The organism is Uliginosibacterium sp. 31-12, assembly GCF_030548425.1.
In the GTDB taxonomy this organism is placed as follows: domain Bacteria; phylum Pseudomonadota; class Gammaproteobacteria; order Burkholderiales; family Rhodocyclaceae; genus Uliginosibacterium; species Uliginosibacterium aquaticum.
In genome coordinates, this window is record NZ_JAUOOA010000011.1 from 21,203 (window position 1) to 39,539 (window position 18,337).

The following is an 18,337-nucleotide window of genomic DNA, read 5'->3' on the forward strand; positions in this document are numbered from 1 at the left end:
CCCCATGAACCGCCGCACCATCCTTCGCTTCCTCTCCACCTCGGCTCTCGCCCTTGGCCTGCTCAGCAGCCTGCCGGCTTTCGCTGACGGCCTCGACAACGTCAAGAAGGCCGGCGTGCTACGCGTAGCCGTGCCGCAAGATTTCCCGCCCTTCGGCACCGTGGGCGCCGACATGAAACCCCAGGGTTACGACATCGACATGGCTGCGCTGATCGCCAAGGAAATGGGCGTGAAGCTGGAGCTGATTCCGGTGTCTTCCACCAATCGCATTCCCTACCTCACCACTGGCAAGGCTGATCTGGTGATCTCCAGCCTCGGCAAGAATCCGGATCGCGAAAAGGTGATCGACTTCACCATCGCCTACGCCCCCTTCTACAACGGCGTGTTCGGCCCGGCTGACGTCAAGGCTGCCAGTGCCGCCGATCTGGCCGGCAAGAGCATCGCCGTGACGCGTGGTTCGGTGGAAGACCTGGAGCTCACCAAGATCGCCCCGGCCACAGCCGTGATCAAGCGCTTCGAGGACAACAACACCACGATCTCGGCCTATCTCTCCGGCCAGACCCAACTGGCCGCAACCGGCAACGTGGTCGCGGCGGCACTCAACGAGCGCACCAAGCTGCGCCCGCTCACCTCGAAGTTCCTGATCAAGAACTCGCCCTGTTTCGTGGGCGTGAACAAGGGTGAAGTGGCCCTGATCGCTCGCGTCAATGAAGTCATCACCAAGGCCAAGAAAGATGGCTCGCTGAACCAGATCGCCCTCAAGTGGCTGCGCAACCCGCTGCCGGCCGAGCTGTAAAAACATGCTCAGGGTGGGCTGCCGCGCGAACCCACCCTAAACCCGGCCCTATGCCAAAAGGATTCCCATGGCCTACGCATTTGATTTCACCGCAGTTGCCGAGTACCACGCACAGCTCCTGAGCGGCGTGGGCTACACGCTGCTGCTCACGGCCGTGGGCGCCACGCTGGGGGTCGCCATGGGCACTCTCGGCGCGGTGCTGCGCGCCTGGCGCATCAAGCCTTTCGCGCAGGTGTTCGGCCTGTATGTGGAGCTCATCCGCAACACGCCCTTCATCGTGCAACTGTTCTTCATTTTCTTCGGCCTCCCGGCGCTGGGCATTCGCCTGGCCGAATGGCAGGCGGCCACGCTGGCGGTGGTGATCAATCTGGGCGCCTATTCCACCGAGATCATCCGCGCCGGCATTCAGGCTATTCCGCGTGGTCAGATCGAAGCGGCCGGTTCGCTGGCCATGACCCGCAGCCAGATCTTCCGCCATGTGGTGCTGCAGCCGGCGCTGCAGAAGGTGTGGCCGGCGCTTTCCAGCCAGATCGTGATCGTGATGCTGGGCACCTCGGTGTGCTCGCAGATCGCCGCCGAGGAGCTGACCTTCGCGGCCAACTTCATCCAGTCGCGCAACTTCCGCGCCTTTGAAACCTACATCGTGGTGGCGCTGGTGTATCTAGGTCTGTCGATCGCGCTGCGCGCCCTGCTCGCCCGCCTCGGCCAGCGCTTTGTCGTAAAACGGAGGGCCGCAGCATGATGATGGAATTCACCCTGTGGGACATCCTGCGCAACCTTGGCTTTGGCGCACTGTGGACCATCGGCCTCTCGCTCACCGCCTTCGTGCTCGGCGGCACCGCCGGTCTGCTGGTACTGGCCGCGCGGATGGCCAAGTCGCCCTGGTTGCAGCGTGGCGCGCGCGTCTACATCGAGTTCTTTCAGGGCACGCCGCTCTTGATGCAGCTCTTCATGGTGTTCTTCGGCATCGCCCTGCTCGGCGTGGATGTACCGCCCTGGCTGGCCGCCGCGCTGGGGCTCACCCTATTCTCCAGCGCCTACCTCGCCGAGATCTGGCGTGGCTGCGTGGAGGCGATTCCGAAGGGCCAGTGGGAAGCGTCCGCGAGTCTGGCCATGACATGGCTGGAGCAGATGCGCCATGTGATCCTGCCGCAGGCGCTGCGCGTCGCCGTCGCGCCGACCGTGGGCTTTTCGGTGCAGATCGTGAAAGGCACCGCCGTGACTTCAATCATCGGTTTCGCCGAGCTCACCAAGACCGGCTCGATGCTCGCCAACGCCACCTTCCAGCCCTTCATGGTCTTCGGCTTCGTGGCGCTGGGCTATTTCATCCTGTGTTATCCGCTGTCGCACTACGCGGCAAGTCTTGAAAGGAAGTTCCATGGAAGCACCTCTGGTTCGCATTGATGCTCTGCATAAACACTTCGGCAGCAACCATGTGCTGAAGGGGATAGACCTGCGCATCCAGCAGGGTGAAGTGGTGGCGATCATCGGCCGCAGCGGCTCCGGCAAGAGCACCCTGCTGCGCTCGATCAACGGCCTGGAAACCTTCGATGATGGCCTCATCGAAGTCGATGGCGAACGCCTCTACGCCGGCCAGACCGATCTGCGCGCACTGCGCCAGAAAGTCGGCATGGTGTTCCAGCAGTTCAACCTCTTCCCGCACCTCACTGCGGGCGAGAACGTGATGCTGGCGCCGCAAGTGGTGAAGAAAACGCCCAAGGCCGAGTGCGAGACGATTGCCCGCGCCATGCTCGCCAAGGTGGGTCTGGCCGAGAAATTCGATGCCTACCCGGACCAGCTCTCGGGCGGCCAGCAGCAACGCGTGGCGATTGCCCGCGCGCTGGCGATGGAGCCCAAGGTGCTGCTCTGCGACGAGATCACCTCTGCGCTGGACCCGGAACTGGTCAACGAAGTGCTGGCGGTGGTGAAGCAACTGGCCGCCGAGGGCATGACCCTGATCATGGTCACCCACGAGATGCGCTTCGCACGCGAAGTGGGCGACAAGCTGGTCTTCATGTACCAGGGCAGGGTGCATGAGAGCGGCCATCCGAAAGAACTCTTCGCCGCCCCGCAGACACCCGAGTTGCAGAACTTCATCGGCGCGGTCAACTAAGACGCTTCAATAAACACTATTCACCGCCACGACCCCGTCCGCAGCTAAGCTGCAGGGGTACTGAAACAGGATCCACAGCATGGCCATCGTCACCCTCGACCCCAACGCCCCCGCCTTCACCCGCCGCACCACCAATCTCGCTGACCCACGTCTGGGCGCGATTGCGGTGGCCTGCAGCGACGATTTCTTTGCCGACATGCAGCGCATGCTGGCGCCGGAGGAGCCGGTGTTCGTGCCGGGCAAGTATGACGCCCATGGCAAGTGGATGGATGGCTGGGAATCGCGCCGTAAACGCGGCCCCGGCCATGACTGGTGCATCGTGCGCCTGGCCCGCCCCGGCCAGATCGCCGGCGTGGAGATCGACACTCGCCACTTCACCGGCAACTACCCGCCCGGCGCTTCGCTGGAAGCTTGCTGCACCGACGCAGCCATCCCGGGTGCCGACACGCAATGGACCACCCTGCTGCCCGCCGTGGCGCTGGCCGGCAACAGCCGCCACTACCACGCGATTGACGATACGAACCGCTGGACCCATGTGCGCCTCTCGATCTACCCGGACGGCGGCATCGCCCGCCTGCGCGTATATGGCCGGCCGGATGCGTCCGCCGTGAAGCTCGGCAGCGAACTGGATCTGGCCGCCGCGATCAACGGCGCCTGGGTCGTCGCCACCAACAACGAACACTTCGGTCTGGCCGCCACCCTGTTGCTGCCGGGTCGTGGCGTGAACATGGGCGATGGCTGGGAAACCCGCCGCCGGCGCGAGCCCGGCAATGACTGGGTCATCATCGCGCTAGCCACTCCCGGCATCATTGAACGCATTGAAGTGGATACCGCCCACTTCAAGGGCAATTTCCCCGACGCCTGCTCACTGCAAGGCGCGTACATGGGGGAGGCAACGGAACAAAGCCTGATCACCCAGAGCATGTTCTGGGAGGAATTGCTGGAGCCGCAGAAGCTGCGCATGGATGCCGAGCACCGCTTCGCCAGCATCGCGATGGGCCCGGTGACGCATGTGCGCTTCAACATTTTCCCGGACGGCGGCGTGAGCCGGCTGCGCCTCTTCGGCAAGGTGGCGGCGTGATCGAACTCAAAGTCGAAGCGCTCAGCCGCGAGGCCTTCGCGCCTTTCGGTGAGGTCATCGAAGCCAGCGAAGCGGTGCAGCACTTCACCATCAACGCCGGCAGTACCGAGCGCTATCACGATCTGGCCGGGCTCGACGCCGGGCCCGCCGGCCGCCTGATCGTGAGCATCTTCCGCGGCCAGCCGCGTGCCCTGCCCTTCACCGTAAGCATGATGGAGCGCCATCCGCTCGCCTCGCAGGCCTTCGTACCGCTCTCAAACCGACCCTATCTGGTCGTCGTCGCGCCGCCCGGCAAAGCCCCCACCGCGCAGGATCTGCGCTGCTTCCTCGCCAGCGGCCAGCAAGGCGTGAATTACGCCACCGGCACCTGGCATCACCCGCTGCTGGCGATCGACGCAGTGAGTGATTTCCTGGTGCTGGACCGTGCCGGCGAAGGCCCGAACTGCGACGAAGTCCAGCTCGAACCAGCGGCCTGTATCCCCGCAGACCGCTGAGCGCACGCTCAGCTGCACGACCCTCCTCATCGCCACGCCGGGCACCGCCGGCTGAAGCCGGCCCCGCAAACCTGGCCTACTTGCCCGGCGTACGCAGCATCCCGGTGATCAGGCGCGCGCCGCGCTTGAAGGTCAGGAATGACCACAACCAGCCCAGCGTCACCGCCACCCGATTGCGGAAATCGATCAGGAAGAAGATGTGGGCAATGCCCCACAGCCACCAGGCCAGCGCGCCCCGCAAACGGATCCAGCCGAAATCGGCCACTGCTGCATAGCGGCCGATGGTGGCGAGATTGCCGTAGTTGCGATAGCGGAACGGAGCCGGCTGTGGAAAGCCGCTGAGCCGCCGCGTGATCATGTCGCCTACATAACGCCCGGCCTGTTTGGCCGCCGGCGCCACCCCGGGCACCACCTGGCCCGCTACGTCGGTAAGGCTGGCGGTATCGCCAATCGCGAACACGCCTTCATGCCCCGGCACACTGAAGTCTGGCCCGACCAGCACCCGCCCGGCACGATCCGCCGCAGCACCGAGCCAGCCCGCAGCCGGCGAAGCCTGCACCCCTGCCGCCCACAGGATGGTGGCCGCCGGCACGCGTTCCTCGCCGATCACCACGCCCTCCGCATCACAGTTCATCACCCGGGCATTCACCCGCACGCTCACCCCCAGCTTCTCCAGCGAGCGCTTCGCAGCCTCCGACAACTCGGGCGTGAAGCTCGGCAGGATGCGTGGCCCGGCTTCCACCAGCAGCACCCGCGCCTTGCGCGGATCGATGCGGCGAAAATCCTTGGCCAGCGCGGCGCGCGCGAGTTCGATGATGGAACCGGCCAGCTCCACGCCGGTCGGCCCGCCGCCCACGATCACGATCGTGAGATTGGCGTCGCGCTCGGCGATGTCGGTGGCCATCTCGGCGCGCTCGAACGCCCACAGCAAGCGCCGCCGGATGCTCGTGGCATCTTCAATGGTTTTCAGGCCCGGCGCGTAAGGCTCCCAGTGGTCGTTGCCGAAATAGGCATGACGTGCGCCGGTAGCGAGGATCAGGTAATCGTAGGCAATCGCGCCGCTGCGCACGCCATTGTCGATGCTCACGCTGCGGGCGGCAGAATCGATGCCGGTCACCGTGCCCAGCACCACCGTCACATTGGGCTGGCTGGACAGGATGCTGCGCACCGGCCCGGCGATGTCGGCGGGCGACAAGCTCGCCGTGGCCACCTGATACAGCAGAGGCTGAAAGATGTGGTGATTGCGCTGGTCGACCAGCACGATGTCGACCTCCGCACTGGCCAGCGCACGCGCAGCGGAGAGCCCGCCAAAACCTGCACCGACGATGATGACTACCGGCCTTTTTTGATCACTCATTTTCATGGCTCCAGAAGGGGGGCTGATGGTCGCAGCAGGCTTCTGCCCACCGCTTCTCCGCCTAGGGAAAACCCTAGTGCAATTGCGGAAAAAGCGCACTCCGCAATGCAGCAAACCGATTCCGCCAGCAGCACCAAAAAACGCCTGCACACTGCACTCCCACGGTGCCCAAACGCATGCTTGGCGATCCAACAAAGTGCTCTTCAGACGCCTGCATGCCCGCCCTGAGCAGCCCCTGCCAACGCCATGCGCATAGGCATACAAGCCAAAGCCTTGATTTTCATCAACACGCCATTTCCTCCCGTATGCTTGGCACGCCGATTGCTAAACAAGCAGTGGAGTAGAAGCTGTCAGTTGTGAAGCCTCAGGGCATGCGCAACAGGTCATTGCTCCGGCAGTCGTCAGCCCTGGCTGACGACTGTGTGCCCGCCAGCGGGCGCTTGTGTTCGTTACGGAACGCACCGGGGTTCGATCAGGTTTGCCAGCAGCCCACGCAAGATCCGAATCGCCCCTGTGAGTTCCGGTTCCCCGCATGGCCCCCCATGCGAAAAAACTTCTCAACGGAGAACCGGCATGACAACAGCAACCCGTAGCCCTCTTGGTCGCCTGCTTGGCACCATCCTTCCCGCCGCCCTGCTGGCCTTCGGCGCCAGCACCGTAAAGGCAGAAGACAAGGTCACCTTCCTCACCTCGTGGTACGCCCAGGCCGAGCACGGTGGTTTCTATCAGGCTGTCGCCAAGGGCATCTACAAGAAGTACGGGCTGGATGTCACGCTCAAGATGGGCGGCCCGCAGGTCAACGGCATGCAGTTGCTCACCGCCGGCCAGGCCGACTTCATCATGGGCTACGACCTGCAGGTGCTCAACTCGATCGAGAAGGGCATGCCGGTCACCACCGTTGCGACCTCTTTCCAGAAAGACCTGCAGGGCATGATGACGCACGACGACGTCAAATCCCTGGCCGAGCTGAAAGGCAAGACCATCCTCGCCGGCACCACCGCGCACACCACCTGGCTACCCTGGATCAAAGCCCGCTACGGCTTCACCGATGCCCAGTTCCGCCCCTACACCTTCAACCTGCAGCCCTTCTTTGCTGACGCCACGCTGGCACAGCAGGCCTACCCCTCTTCCGAGCCTTTCCAGGCCATGAAGAACGGCGTGAAGGCCAACTTTTTCCTGTTCGCAGATGAGGGCTACCCGCCCTACGGCACCACCATCGTGACCATGCAGAAGACCGTGGCCGACAAGCCCGACCTGGTGGCCCGCTTCGTCAAGGCCTCGATCGAAGGCTGGAAGAGCTACCTCGCCGACCCGGCCGCCGGCAACGAGCTGATCAAGAAAGACAACCCGAAAATGGAAGACGAGCAGATCGCCTTCGGCGTGAAGCGCATGAAGGAACTCAAGGTCTTTGACGGAGGTGACGCCGCCAAGTATGGCGCTGGCATCATGACCGATGCGCGCTGGGAGCAGACCTACAAGTTCATGGTCGGTGCCGGCCTGCTCAAGGCGGACACGGACTGGAAGAAGGCCTACACGACGCAATTCGTGAAAGACCTGAAGATCATGCCCTGAAGCGATTCATGCACCGCGCTGCGGCCCGTGCCGCAGCGCACCCGACGAAGGCGACCCTCCTGGCACGCCGGTCGGACCGGCGAAGAAAGCGCCGCCCCGCATGGAGACCGATCATGCTCGTAACCCAACAGAAAACCCTGCGCCGTTTCTGGTACGCCATCATGCCGATGGCCAGGCTCGCCAGCGGCCCGCAGCCCTTCACCCTGCTCGGTGAGCCCATCGTGATCTGGCAGAAGTCCGATGGCAGCCCGGCAGCGGTACGCGACCGCTGTTGCCACCGCACCGCGAAACTCTCCAAGGGTTTCGTCGAGGGCGACCACATCGTCTGCGGCTACCACGGCTGGCAGTACGACTGCCGCGGCGCCTGCGTGAAGATCCCGCAAAGCCCCGGCAACACGATCCCACCCGGCGCGAAGGTGGACGCTTTTCACTGCCAGGAGAAATACGGCTATGTGTGGGTGGCCCTGGAAGATCCGCTCAAGCCGGTATTCGAGATCCCCGAACACGCCGCGCCCGGCTATCGCTGCATCCAGCAGTTCGACGTGCGCTGGCAGACCGGCGCCCTGAGATTGATGGAGAACAGCTTCGACGCGGCCCACTTCGCCTTCGTGCACAAAGGCACTTTCGGCCAGTTCCAGGCACAGAAACCCGAGTTCTTCGAGATCCGCGAAACCGACTACGGCTTCGAGGCCGAAACCCGGCTGGTCATCAACAACCCGCCGGCCTCGCACCGCATCACCGGCAGCACCGAGCCCACCACGCGGCGCCACTTCCGCAATCAGTGGCACCTGCCCTTCAACCGCCGCCTGGGCCTGAGCTATCCGAACGGGCTGGAGCACCTGATCGTGACCTGTGCCACACCGATTGATGACGCACACATCCAGATCCTGCAGTGGCTCTACCGCAACGACAGTGAAGCCGACTGCCCGGCCAGCGAGCTTAATGACTGGGATTTGCGCGTAATCGCCGAGGACAAGGAAATCCTCGAAACGGTGGATGCCGATGCGCCCGTGGATGTGAGCCGCCGCATGGAGCAGAACATGGCCGCAGACCAGCCGGGTCTGATCATGCGCCGGCGCCTGCTGGCGCTGTTGCAGGCGCACGGCGAACAGGAAGTGCATCGCGCCACGGCTCAGGCCTGAAGCCCCGTCACGCCGGCGCCTGCCGGAATGACGATTGGATTGAATGGCTGCCGGCATGCCGCGCAGCCCACTGGCGAAGGCGACCGTATTGGCACGCCGGCCGGAGCAGTAGAAGTCAAGGAGTACACGAAAATGCTGGTCACCCAACAAGCCGTGCTGCGTCGTTTCTGGTACGCACTGATGCCGATGACGGCCCTCGACGACGGCCCCAAGCCCTTCACCCTGCTCGGTGAGAAACTCGTGCTGTGGAAGCAGGCCGACGGCACGCCCGCCGCCCTGCAGGACCGCTGCTGCCACCGTACCGCGCAGCTCTCCAAGGGCTTCGTGGAGAACGGCCACATCGTCTGCGGCTACCACGGCTGGAGCTACGACTGCAGCGGCGCCTGCGTGAAGATCCCGCAAAGCCCGGGCAGCGCGATTCCGCCGGGCGCCAAGGTCAAACCCTTTCACTGCCAGGAGAAGTACGGCTATGTGTGGGTCGCGCTGGAAGCGCCGCTGCGCGACATCCCGCATTTCCCCGAAGACGGAGCCCCAGGCTATCGCCGCATCTTCCAGTTCTACGAGACCTGGAAAACCAGCCCGCTGCGCATGATGGAGAACAGCTTCGACAACTCGCACTTCTCCTTCGTGCACAAGGCCAACTTCGGCATCCTCGAGCAGCCGCAGCCGGCACCTTACGAGTTCAATGAAACCGACTACGGTTTCGAGGCCATCACCACCGTGCCGATCCGCAACCCTGAGGCCAGCCACCGCGTCACCGGCACCACCGAACAGATCACCCATCGCCATCTCGTCAATCGCTACTACCTGCCCTTCTGCCGCCGCTTTGGCTGCACCTACCCGGCCAGCGGCACGGATCACATCATCTACAACTGCGCCACGCCAATCGACGACGACAACATGGTCCTCGTGCAATGGCTCTATCGCAACGACACAGAGGAAGCCTGCAGCACGCAGGAGCTGATCGACTGGGATGCGGCCATCACCGCCGAGGACCGCGACATCCTCGAAGCCACCGACCCGGATGCCTGCGTCGATACGCGCCGCCGCGTCGAGTTCCACATGCCCTCCGACAAACCCGGCCTGATCATCCGCAAGCAGCTGATGGACCTGCTGACGGCGCATGGCGAAACCGAAATTTTCCGGCCCTGAGCGCGGCGATCAGAAGGAGCTGAACATGCTGATGAAATACATGGATATCGAACCGGAACCGACCCTGCTGGTGCCGGATGCGGACAGCGTGCTGTTCGCCAACCGCGTCGAGAAAACCTACCCCAACGGCACCCGCGCGCTGGACGAAGTGCGCCTCATCATCCAGCGCGGCGATTTCGTCTCGCTGCTGGGCCCTTCCGGCTGCGGCAAAAGCACCCTGCTCAAGATGTTCGCCGGGCTCGAATCGCCATCGCACGGCCATCTGCGCTGGCAGGGCGCGGATGCGCCCGGCAAGAGCGGCCTGAAGATCGCGATGGTGTTCCAGGAAGCCACCCTGATGCCCTGGGCCAGCGTGGCGGCCAATGTGCGCCTGCCGCTGGACCTGGCCGGGGTCCCGAAGGCCGAAAGCGAATCACGCGTGCAACAGGCGCTGAATCAGGTCGGCCTCGGGCGCTTCGGCAACTGCTATCCGCGCGAGCTCTCTGGCGGCATGCAGATGCGCGCCTCGATCGCGCGGGCGCTGGTCACTGAACCGGATGTTTTGCTGATGGACGAACCCTTCGGCGCCCTCGACGAATTCACGCGCAACAAGCTCGATGCCGATCTGCGCAGCCTGTGGGCAGCCAAGGCCGGCCAGCTCAGCGTGATCTTCGTGACCCACAGCATCTACGAGGCGGTGTACCTCTCCAGCCGCGTCGTGATGATGGCCGCCCGCCCCGGCCGCATCGTGGCCGACCTGCCGATCCCCGAGCCGCAGCGCGATGAGGAATTCCGCCTCTCGCCAGCCTTCACCGAACACTGCCGTGATCTCTCGGCCCGCCTGCTGGCGGCCAGTGGCGGCGAGTTGCAGCACGACTGAGGAGCGCCACCATGAAAACCCCTCTGTTACACCGCCCTGCCGTGGTGAAAATCGTCGCCCCCTTGCTGCTGGGCGTTTTCCTGCTGCTGGTGTGGCAAGTGCTGTGCACCGCCTGGAAGGTGCCGACCTATCTGGTGCCCAAGCCCACCGACATTCTCGCCACTCTGTGGACCGACGGCCCCGGCCTGCTGCGCGCGCTGGGCGTCACCCTCAAAATCACCTTCCTGGCCTTCTTCGTGGCGGTGGTGCTGGGGGTGGCAGCGGCTTTCCTGTTCGTGCAGAGCAAGCTGATCGAAACCAGCCTGTTCCCCTACGCGATCCTGCTGCAGGTCACCCCGGTGGTGGCGATTGCGCCGCTGATCATCATCTGGGTCAAGAATCCCACTGCGGCCCTGGTGGTGTGCGCCACGCTGGTCGCGCTGTTTCCGATCATCTCCAACACCGTGCTGGGGCTGCGCAGCGTGAATCCGGGCCTGCTGAACCTGTTCCGCATCAATGGCGCCTCGCGCTGGCAGACGCTCACCCGCCTGCGCATCCCGAGTGCCCTGCCCTGCTTCTTCGGCGGCCTGCGCATTTCCAGCGGCCTGGCCCTGATCGGGGCGGTGGTGGCGGAGTTCGTAGCCGGCACGGGTGGCACCGGCGCCGGGCTGGCCTACGAGATCCTTCAGGCCGGCTTCCAGATCAACATCCCGCGCCTGTTTGCCGCCCTGCTGCTGATCTCGATCACCGGCGTGCTGCTGTTCTCGCTGATGGCCTGGCTGGCAAAAATTTCCTTGTCGCACTGGCATGAGAGCGAGATGAGCTGATAGGCAAACGCCTCTTCTGATCCCGACAGGACATCCCCAATGACTTCCCTCCTCATCAAGAACGCCGCCGCCATCATGACCGGCCTCGCTGGCGCCGCCGCGCGCCATGCCGGCCCGGACATCCGTATCAGCGCCGGCCGCATCACAGCCCTCGGCGCACTCACGCCTCAGGCCGGCGAGCAGATCCTCGACGCCACCGACTGCGTGATCTACCCGGCCTGGGTGAATACCCATCACCACCTGTTCCAGGCGCTCCTGAAAGGCGAGCCGTTGGGCCTCAATGCGACCCTCACGCCCTGGCTGGCAGCCACGCCCTACCGCTTCCGCGCCGGTTTCGATGCTGCGAGTTTCCGCCTCGCCGCACGCATCGGCCTGATCGAACTGGCCCTCTCCGGCTGCGCCACAGTGGCCGACCACAACTACCTCTACTACCCCGGGCAGGACTACGACAGCTCGGCCATCCTGTTCGAGGAGGCGGAGAAACTGGGCCTGCGCTTCGTGCTGTGCCGGGGCGGCGCCACCCTCACCCGTCAGCTCGAAGCAGAGCTGCCGCAGGCCCTGCGCCCGGAGAGCATGGCGGCCTACATGGCGGACATGGAACGCCTCGCCAACCAGTTTCACGACCCCGCACCGGATGCCATGCGCCGCGTGGTGATGGCCCCCACCACGCCGCCCTATTCGATGCAGCCGGGCGAGCTGCGTGAAGCCGCCGCCGTGGCACGCAAGCTGGGCCTGCGCCTGCATTCGCACCTTTCGGAAACGGTCGGCTATCAGGACAGCGTCAATGCCATGCGCGGCATCAGTCCGGTGCGCTATTGCGAGAGCATCGACTGGCTCGGCGCAGACGTGTGGTTCGCCCACCTCGTCAAACTGGATCCGGACGAGATCGCCCTGCTCGGCGCCACCCGCACCGGCATCGCCCACTGCCCGCAGAGCAACGGCCGCCTGGGCAGCGGCATCGCGCCGATCAGGGCACTCGAAGCCGCCGGCGTGCCGGTGTCGATCGGCGTCGATGGCGCCGCCTCCAACGAAGCGGCTGACATGATCTCGGAGACCCATGCGGCCTGGCTGATGCAGCGCGCCAAGGCCGGCGAAGCCGCCCAGCCGAAGTTCCGCGGCGGCGCAGGGGAAGCTGGCGCGGACGCCGCCACGGTGGAAGACGTAATCCGCTGGGGCAGCAGCGGTGGTGCCGCCGTCCTGGGCCTGCCCGCCATCGGCAGTCTGGCCGAAGGGCAGGCAGCGGACATCGCGATCTACGATCTCTCGCGCAACCCGCGTTACTTCGGCCTCCATGACCTGGCCATCGCTCCGGTCGCCTGCGGCGGCAGCGCCCATCTGCGCAGCCTGCTGGTGGGCGGGCGTGAAATCGTGCGTGAGGGCGCCATTCCTGATCTGGACATGGCCGAGCTGGCTGCAGAAGCCCGCGCCGCCACCCGGGCGCTGATCCGCCGCGCGGAGGCCGCATGATCGAAGTGATCATCCGCAGCATCCGCATCGAAGCCGAAGGGGTGCGCAGCTTCGAACTGGTGCCAGCCGGCCGGGAAAGCTTGCCGCCCTGGTCGCCCGGCGCGCACATCCAGGTCCGCCTCCCCGCTGGCCTGCAGCGCGCCTATTCGCTATGCAACCACCCCGGCGAGGACCAGCTCTATCGCATCGCGGTGAAGCTGGAAGCCAACTCGCGCGGCGGCTCGCAGGCCATGCACCGGCTGCAGGTGGGCGAGCGGCTGCGAATCGGCGCGCCAACCAATCTGTTTGAAATCGATGCCAGCGCCAGCCACCATGTGCTGCTGGCCGGCGGTATCGGCATCACCCCCTTGTATGCCATGCGCAATGCGCTGGGCACGGCCGCCGAACTGCACTACTTCGCGCGCAGTGCGGCCCACGCGGCTTGGGCCGACCGCCTCGGTGAGTCCGACACGCTGCATGCCGGACTCGACGGAACACAGACCGCCGCAGCCCTCGCCATGATCGTGCGCGCCCACGCAGGCGACGCCGGCACCCGCTTCTACACCTGTGGTCCGGCGCCCTTCATGGCCGCCGTCGAAACCGCACTGGCCGCCGCCGGCATCCCAACCCAGCGTCTGCGCAGCGAGCGCTTCAGCACTGCACCCGGCACCGCGCTCAACGACGATGGCGCGTTCACGATTGTCTTCGCGCGCAGCGGCATCGAAGCCGAAGTGCCGGCGGGCGTCCCCATCATCCAGGTGGCCCGCACCTGCGGCGTGGACATCCCCACCTCCTGCGAGCAAGGCGTCTGCGGTGCCTGCCTCAGCGAGGTGCTGGAAGGCACACCGACGCATCACGATGCCTATCTGAACGAAGTCGAGCAAGCCGGCGGCAAGCTCATGCTGCCCTGTGTGTCGCGCTGCGCCGGGAAGCGCCTGGTGCTGGACCGCTGAACGCCCGCCCACGCCCTGACAGCCCCCTCCGCCTCCCGTAGGTGCGGCTTCAGCTGCAGCCTCCCCGCTCTCCGTGCGGGCCCCGCCGGCTGAAGCCGGCCCTACACAAAGCTCCGCCTGAACTCGCCCATGCCCTGGCGGTCCCCTCCGCCTCCCGTAGGTGCGGCTTCAGCCGCAGCCCCTCTCTCCTTACGGGCCCCGCCGGCTGAAGCCGGCCCTACACAAACCTCCGCCTGAACTCGTCCATGCCCTGGCGGCCCCCACCGCCTCGCGTAGGTGTGGCTTCAGCCGCAGCCCCTCTCTCCTTACGGGCCCCGCTGGCTGAAGCCGGCCCTACACAAACCTCCACCTGAACTCGCCCATGCCCTGGCGGCCCCACCGCCTCCCGTAGGTGCGGCTTCAGCCGCAGTCACCCCTCTCCGTACGGGCCCCGCCGGCTGAAGCCGGCCCTACACAAACCTCCGCCTGAACTCGCCCATGCCCTGGCGGTCCCCACCGCCTCCCGGAGGTGCGGCTTCAGCCGCAGCCCCCCCCCTCTCCGTCCGGGCCCCGCCGGCTGAAGCCGGCCCTACACAAACCTCCACCTGAACTCGTCCATGCCCGGCGGCCCCCACCGCCTCCCGTAGGTGCGGCTTCAGCCGCAGTCACCCACTCTCCGTACGGGCCCCGCCGGCTGAAGCCGGCCCTACACAAAGCTCCGCCTGAACTCGCCCATGCCCTGGCGGCCCCACCGCCTCCCGTAGGTGCGGCTTCAGCTGCATCGGCCTCGCTTCGGTGCGCATGCAAACGCCTCCTGCGCCGCCAATCAAGCATCAAGACTCTGTTTTAAAAGCAAAAACATCTTGTCCACCATCTTGTATTCAAGTGGTTCAGCTCTTGCTTTAGTCGTAACGAAGAATATTTCACCGCACACCGGGAGCCACCATGAGCACAGCGCTGATCGATGCAGAACCGGGGCCGATCGCCATCGATCCGGCCCACACGGCCCTGATCGTGATCGACATGCAGCGCGACTTTCTGGAACCCGGCGGCTTCGGTGAAACCCTCGGCAATGATGTCTCCCGCCTGCAGAGCGCAGTGGCGCCCATCCAACGCCTGCTGGCCTGCGCGCGCCAGCTCGACATGCTGGTCATCCACACCCGCGAAGGCCACCGACCGGATCTGAGCGATGCGCCGCTCGCCAAGATCGCGCGCGGTGCGCCGAGCCTGCGCATCGGCGACAAGGGGCCAATGGGCAGGATCCTGGTCCGTGGTGAAGCCGGCCACGCAATCATCCCGGCCCTGCAGCCGATCCCTGGCGAGGTCGTAATCGACAAACCGGGCAAGGGCGCGTTCTACGCCACCGATCTGCAGCTCGTGCTGAGCAAGCGCGCCATCGACACCCTGATCGTCTGCGGCGTGACCACCGAGGTCTGCGTGCACACCACGGTGCGCGAGGGCAATGATCGCGGCTACCGCTGCGTGCTGCCCGCCGATGGCTGTGCCTCCTACTTTCCCGAATTTCACGAAATCGCCCTGCGCATGATCAGCGCGCAGGGCGGGATCTTTGGCTGGGTGTCCGATTCGCAGCGCATCCTCGCTGCGTTGATGAGCAGCAGTTGAAGCCCCGGGGCTGCTTCGCGATGCGAAGCGGCAGGCTTGATCGAGAAACGCCCGGCCCCTCAGCGGGCAAGGCGCGCCAACTGGAGAGCAGCAATGATTTCGACCATGAGCAAACCCCGGCTATGGGTGCCGGGCGACTGGAACGCCCTGTTCGGCTTCGGCACGAACATCCTCGTCAACATGCTGGTGCTAACCGGCCTCCTGCGCTTCGTACTCAAGATGCCGGATGCCATTGTCTTCGGCCGCATCCTGCCCGCCGTGGGCCTGATGATGTGCCTGTCCACCTGTTACTACGCCTGGCTGGCCTACCAGCTCGCCAAGAAAACCGGGCGCAGCGATGTCTGTGCCCTGCCTTCCGGCATCAGCGTGCCGCATATGTTCGTGGTGGTCTTCGTGATTATGCTGCCGATCTCGCTCAGCACCGGTGACCCGATCAAGGGCTGGGAGGCCGGGCTCACCTGGGTCTTCATCCAGAGCTTCGTACTGATGATCGGCGGCTTCATCGCCCCCTTCATCCGCAGGATCACGCCGCGCGCCGCGCTGCTCGGCACCCTGGCCGGTGTGTCAATCGCCTTCATCTCGATGCGCCCAGCGCAGGAGCTTTTCATCACCCCGCTGATCGGCCTGGTGTGCTTTGCCATCATCGTGGTGAGCTGGTTCGGCGGCGTGCGTTTCTTCAAGGGCATCCCGGCAGGCCTCGTAGCCATCGCCGCCGGCAGCCTGATTGCCTGGGGCTCCACCGCAGCCGGCTACAGCTATGGCGGCATGAGCGTGGCCAACGTAACGCAGGCCCTGGCAAGCTTCGGTTTCTCGCTGCCGCTCCCCGCCGTGGGGCATGTATTTTCAGGCTTCGAGTTTCTCGGCGTGATCCTCGTCACCGCCATTCCCTTCGGCATCTACGATCTGGTTGAAGCGATGGACAACGTGGAGAGCGCTGCCGTGGCCGGTGACAGCTTCCCCACCACCCGCGTACTCACCGCTGATGGTGTGATCAGCCTGGTTGGCTGCCTGATGGGCAACCCCTTCATCAATGCCGTCTACATCGGCCATCCGGGCTGGAAAGCCATGGGCGGACGGATCGGCTACTCCGCCGCGACCGGCCTCGCAGTGATCCTGATGTCATGGTTTGGCATCATCGCCCTGATGATGGCACTGATCCCGGTGGTGGCGATCTCGCCGATCCTGCTCTACATCGGCATGCTGATCGGCGCCCAGGCCTTTCAGGAAAGCCCGAAGAAGCATGCCCCGGCCATCATCCTGGCCCTCACACCTCACCTTGCCGCCTGGGGCAAGCTGATGATCGACAACGCACTGGCCGCAGCCGGCACCAACGCCGCCACGGTGGGGCTGGACAAGCTGGGCCAGGTCGGCGTGCTTTACCACGGCCTGGAAGTCATGGGCGGCGGCGCCATCCTCGGCGGCCTGATGCTGGGCGCCATCGGCGTCTGCGTGATCGACCGCAACTTCATGAAGGCCGCCGCCTTCGCAGCCTGCGCTGCGGTACTGAGCTTCTTCGGCTTCATGCACGGCGAGGCCATCGGCATCGCCCAAAGCCCGCTGGTGGCCCTGAGTTACCTCGCAGTAGCCGGTGTGCTGGCCGGCTGTGCGAAGTACGCCTGTGCAGAGAACACGACCCGCGCCGACGCGGAGGACGAAGCCCTGCCCCAAGCGCTAGCGAGCTGAGTTCCCCTGCCCCCAAGCAAGCCGGCCCGAGGGCCGGTTTTTTAATTCCAAATGCATCAAATCGTGTTGTGCCGGCGCCACACAGTCTTATCACTTTGGTTATAAGCAATCTGCCTCATCCGACATGAGAGCCCGGCCGCATGAACCGTGCCGGTGCATGCACCAGCAAGCTATCCATACGCTCAGGTTTGTTATTTTTTTTCAATTACTTGCAAGACCACCCCAAATCCATCCTGGGGCACAAAAGACACCCGCCCGCACTCTTGCAAGGCATTCAATTTCCCGTATGAAGGCCATGCGGAGCAGCAGCGAACGCTTCTCATAGGATGGCCATCAACAGCCCGCGCTGGACTGTCCCACTTCATGACAAGGAGTTTCGAATGAACACCCGCCTCACCCAGATCAGCAGTGCCCTCATTCTCGCCTTCGGCTGCGTTGCAGCTCAGGCCGCTGACTGGAGCGACAACTCGGTCAGCTATCGCTATGGCACGAGCTTCCATGAGCCCGCCAACGACAAGGACGTCACGAAGAACATCCTGAACTTCACCCATGTCAGCGGCTTCAAGTACGGCAGCAACTTCTTCACGATCGATGCACTCAAGTCGGACCACAACGATCCGGCGAATAACGGCGGCGGCGGCGCCCAGGAACTGTATGCAATCTTTTCCAACCAGCTGCACTACGGCAAGCTCACCGGCAGCAAGATTGCCCTTGGCCCGATCAGCGATTTCGCCTGGACCACCCGTATCGACCTGAACTCCAAGGATGACGCCTTCGCCTCGCGCGTGCAGAAGCTCATCCTCGGCCCGACCATCAAGTTCGGCGGCTCCTGGGGCTGGGCCGACCTGGACTTCCTGAGCTACAAGGAAAAGAACCACAACGGCATCGTCGGCAAGGCGGTTGATTTCGATCTGACCTGGCGCGTGGGCAGCGCATGGGGCGTGGGCTTCGACGCCGGCCCCGTACCGCTCAAGTTCAATGGCTGGGCCACCTACACCGGGGCCAAGGGCAAGGACGGCTTTGGCACCGAAACCAAGGCTGAAACCTGGATCAACGCCTTCCTGATGGTGGATGCCGGCAAGCTCGCCGGTGGCAGCAAGGACACCTTCCTCGCGGGCGTGGGCTACGAATATGTGAAGAACAAGTTCGGCTCCTCCGGAACCGGCTCGAAGACATCCACCCCGATGGTCAAAGTTGAGTGGCACCTGTAAGCAGGTCCGTCCGCACATGAAAAAGGGCCGCGCAGTGCGCGGCCCTTTTTTTGCCCGATCTATTCCGGGC

General features: G+C 64.7%; 17 protein-coding genes. 16 read left to right on the forward strand and 1 reads right to left on the reverse strand.

Going from position 1 to position 18,337, the window contains the following annotated elements; translation table 11 throughout:
• The first annotated feature begins 4 nt into the window (after positions 1-4).
• The 6 genes from Q3Y64_RS17525 (at position 5) to Q3Y64_RS17550 (ending at position 4,484) form a co-directional block, all read left to right on the forward strand.
• Positions 5-796: a transporter substrate-binding domain-containing protein gene (locus Q3Y64_RS17525; protein WP_101941804.1), complete on the forward strand. Its 792-nt coding sequence runs from the start codon at positions 5-7 to the stop codon at positions 794-796.
• A 67-nt stretch (positions 797-863) separates the two neighbouring features.
• The gene (locus Q3Y64_RS17530; protein ID WP_303563832.1) at positions 864-1,538 is read left to right on the forward strand and encodes an amino acid ABC transporter permease; all 675 of its coding nucleotides are present in this window, start codon (positions 864-866) and stop codon (positions 1,536-1,538) included.
• The gene (locus Q3Y64_RS17535) at positions 1,538-2,200 is read left to right on the forward strand and encodes an amino acid ABC transporter permease (protein WP_368506665.1); all 663 of its coding nucleotides are present in this window, start codon (positions 1,538-1,540) and stop codon (positions 2,198-2,200) included. The genes Q3Y64_RS17530 and Q3Y64_RS17535 overlap by 1 nt, the downstream gene beginning before the upstream one ends.
• Complete coding sequence (locus tag Q3Y64_RS17540) at positions 2,175-2,909, forward strand: amino acid ABC transporter ATP-binding protein (RefSeq protein WP_101941806.1); 735 nt, start codon at positions 2,175-2,177, stop codon at positions 2,907-2,909. Before Q3Y64_RS17535 ends, Q3Y64_RS17540 begins: the two co-directional genes overlap by 26 nt.
• Positions 2,910-2,988: 79 nt before the next feature.
• The gene (gene alc / locus Q3Y64_RS17545; RefSeq protein WP_101941807.1) at positions 2,989-3,990 is read left to right on the forward strand and encodes an allantoicase; all 1,002 of its coding nucleotides are present in this window, start codon (positions 2,989-2,991) and stop codon (positions 3,988-3,990) included.
• On the forward strand, positions 3,987-4,484 hold the full coding sequence (locus Q3Y64_RS17550) for an ureidoglycolate lyase (protein WP_101941808.1): 498 nt from the start codon (positions 3,987-3,989) through the stop codon (positions 4,482-4,484). The genes alc and Q3Y64_RS17550 overlap by 4 nt, the downstream gene beginning before the upstream one ends.
• Positions 4,485-4,560: 76 nt before the next feature.
• Here the strand turns inward: Q3Y64_RS17550 and Q3Y64_RS17555 are convergent, their stop codons facing one another.
• Complete coding sequence (locus tag Q3Y64_RS17555; protein ID WP_101941809.1) at positions 4,561-5,841, reverse strand: NAD(P)/FAD-dependent oxidoreductase; 1,281 nt, start codon at positions 5,839-5,841, stop codon at positions 4,561-4,563.
• Positions 5,842-6,414: 573 nt separating this feature from the next.
• Here Q3Y64_RS17555 and Q3Y64_RS17560 point away from each other — a divergent pair.
• The 10 genes from Q3Y64_RS17560 (at position 6,415) to Q3Y64_RS17605 (ending at position 18,267) form a co-directional block, all read left to right on the forward strand.
• Positions 6,415-7,413, forward strand: a complete 999-nt coding sequence (locus tag Q3Y64_RS17560) for an ABC transporter substrate-binding protein (RefSeq protein WP_303563842.1) — start codon at positions 6,415-6,417, stop codon at positions 7,411-7,413.
• A gap of 113 nt (positions 7,414-7,526) precedes the next feature.
• Positions 7,527-8,555 carry an aromatic ring-hydroxylating dioxygenase subunit alpha gene (locus tag Q3Y64_RS17565; RefSeq protein ID WP_303563845.1) on the forward strand — a complete coding sequence of 343 codons (1,029 nt, stop codon included), beginning with the start codon at positions 7,527-7,529 and terminating at the stop codon, positions 8,553-8,555.
• 27 nt (positions 8,556-8,582) lie between these two features.
• Positions 8,583-9,707: an aromatic ring-hydroxylating dioxygenase subunit alpha gene (locus tag Q3Y64_RS17570; protein WP_303563847.1), complete on the forward strand. Its 1,125-nt coding sequence runs from the start codon at positions 8,583-8,585 to the stop codon at positions 9,705-9,707.
• 25 nt (positions 9,708-9,732) lie between these two features.
• A complete protein-coding gene (locus tag Q3Y64_RS17575) occupies positions 9,733-10,566 on the forward strand; it encodes an ABC transporter ATP-binding protein (RefSeq protein WP_303563850.1) in 834 nt (277 codons plus the stop codon).
• 11 nt (positions 10,567-10,577) lie between these two features.
• Positions 10,578-11,372: an ABC transporter permease gene (locus tag Q3Y64_RS17580; protein ID WP_101941812.1), complete on the forward strand. Its 795-nt coding sequence runs from the start codon at positions 10,578-10,580 to the stop codon at positions 11,370-11,372.
• 39 nt (positions 11,373-11,411) lie between these two features.
• The gene (locus tag Q3Y64_RS17585) at positions 11,412-12,839 is read left to right on the forward strand and encodes an amidohydrolase family protein (RefSeq protein ID WP_303563852.1); all 1,428 of its coding nucleotides are present in this window, start codon (positions 11,412-11,414) and stop codon (positions 12,837-12,839) included.
• Positions 12,836-13,771 carry a PDR/VanB family oxidoreductase gene (locus tag Q3Y64_RS17590; protein ID WP_303563853.1) on the forward strand — a complete coding sequence of 312 codons (936 nt, stop codon included), beginning with the start codon at positions 12,836-12,838 and terminating at the stop codon, positions 13,769-13,771. The genes Q3Y64_RS17585 and Q3Y64_RS17590 overlap by 4 nt, the downstream gene beginning before the upstream one ends.
• 924 nt (positions 13,772-14,695) lie before the next feature.
• The gene (locus Q3Y64_RS17595) at positions 14,696-15,373 is read left to right on the forward strand and encodes a cysteine hydrolase family protein (RefSeq protein WP_101941815.1); all 678 of its coding nucleotides are present in this window, start codon (positions 14,696-14,698) and stop codon (positions 15,371-15,373) included.
• 93 nt (positions 15,374-15,466) lie between these two features.
• Complete coding sequence (locus Q3Y64_RS17600) at positions 15,467-17,056, forward strand: regulator (RefSeq protein ID WP_101941816.1); 1,590 nt, start codon at positions 15,467-15,469, stop codon at positions 17,054-17,056.
• Between the two features lie 380 nt (positions 17,057-17,436).
• Positions 17,437-18,267, forward strand: coding sequence for a hypothetical protein (locus Q3Y64_RS17605; protein ID WP_101941817.1), 831 nt, complete (start codon positions 17,437-17,439; stop codon positions 18,265-18,267).
• The last annotated feature ends 70 nt before the right edge of the window (positions 18,268-18,337 follow it).

Bases quoted from the DNA above. Each gene is read 5' to 3' on its own strand.
- Q3Y64_RS17525 (WP_101941804.1), top strand. From the start codon at position 5: ATGAACCGCCGCACCATCCTTCGCTTCCTCTCCACCTCGGCTCTCGCC.
- Q3Y64_RS17530 (WP_303563832.1), top strand. From the start codon at position 864: ATGGCCTACGCATTTGATTTCACCGCAGTTGCCGAGTACCACGCACAG.
- Q3Y64_RS17535 (WP_368506665.1), top strand. From the start codon at position 1,538: ATGATGGAATTCACCCTGTGGGACATCCTGCGCAACCTTGGCTTTGGC.
- Q3Y64_RS17540 (WP_101941806.1), top strand. From the start codon at position 2,175: ATGGAAGCACCTCTGGTTCGCATTGATGCTCTGCATAAACACTTCGGC.
- alc (WP_101941807.1), top strand. From the start codon at position 2,989: ATGGCCATCGTCACCCTCGACCCCAACGCCCCCGCCTTCACCCGCCGC.
- Q3Y64_RS17555 (WP_101941809.1), bottom strand. From the start codon at position 5,841: ATGAGTGATCAAAAAAGGCCGGTAGTCATCATCGTCGGTGCAGGTTTT.
- Q3Y64_RS17560 (WP_303563842.1), top strand. From the start codon at position 6,415: ATGACAACAGCAACCCGTAGCCCTCTTGGTCGCCTGCTTGGCACCATC.
- Q3Y64_RS17565 (WP_303563845.1), top strand. From the start codon at position 7,527: ATGCTCGTAACCCAACAGAAAACCCTGCGCCGTTTCTGGTACGCCATC.
- Q3Y64_RS17570 (WP_303563847.1), top strand. From the start codon at position 8,583: ATGACGATTGGATTGAATGGCTGCCGGCATGCCGCGCAGCCCACTGGC.
- Q3Y64_RS17575 (WP_303563850.1), top strand. From the start codon at position 9,733: ATGCTGATGAAATACATGGATATCGAACCGGAACCGACCCTGCTGGTG.
- Q3Y64_RS17580 (WP_101941812.1), top strand. From the start codon at position 10,578: ATGAAAACCCCTCTGTTACACCGCCCTGCCGTGGTGAAAATCGTCGCC.
- Q3Y64_RS17585 (WP_303563852.1), top strand. From the start codon at position 11,412: ATGACTTCCCTCCTCATCAAGAACGCCGCCGCCATCATGACCGGCCTC.
- Q3Y64_RS17590 (WP_303563853.1), top strand. From the start codon at position 12,836: ATGATCGAAGTGATCATCCGCAGCATCCGCATCGAAGCCGAAGGGGTG.
- Q3Y64_RS17595 (WP_101941815.1), top strand. From the start codon at position 14,696: ATGAGCACAGCGCTGATCGATGCAGAACCGGGGCCGATCGCCATCGAT.
- Q3Y64_RS17600 (WP_101941816.1), top strand. From the start codon at position 15,467: ATGATTTCGACCATGAGCAAACCCCGGCTATGGGTGCCGGGCGACTGG.
- Q3Y64_RS17605 (WP_101941817.1), top strand. From the start codon at position 17,437: ATGAACACCCGCCTCACCCAGATCAGCAGTGCCCTCATTCTCGCCTTC.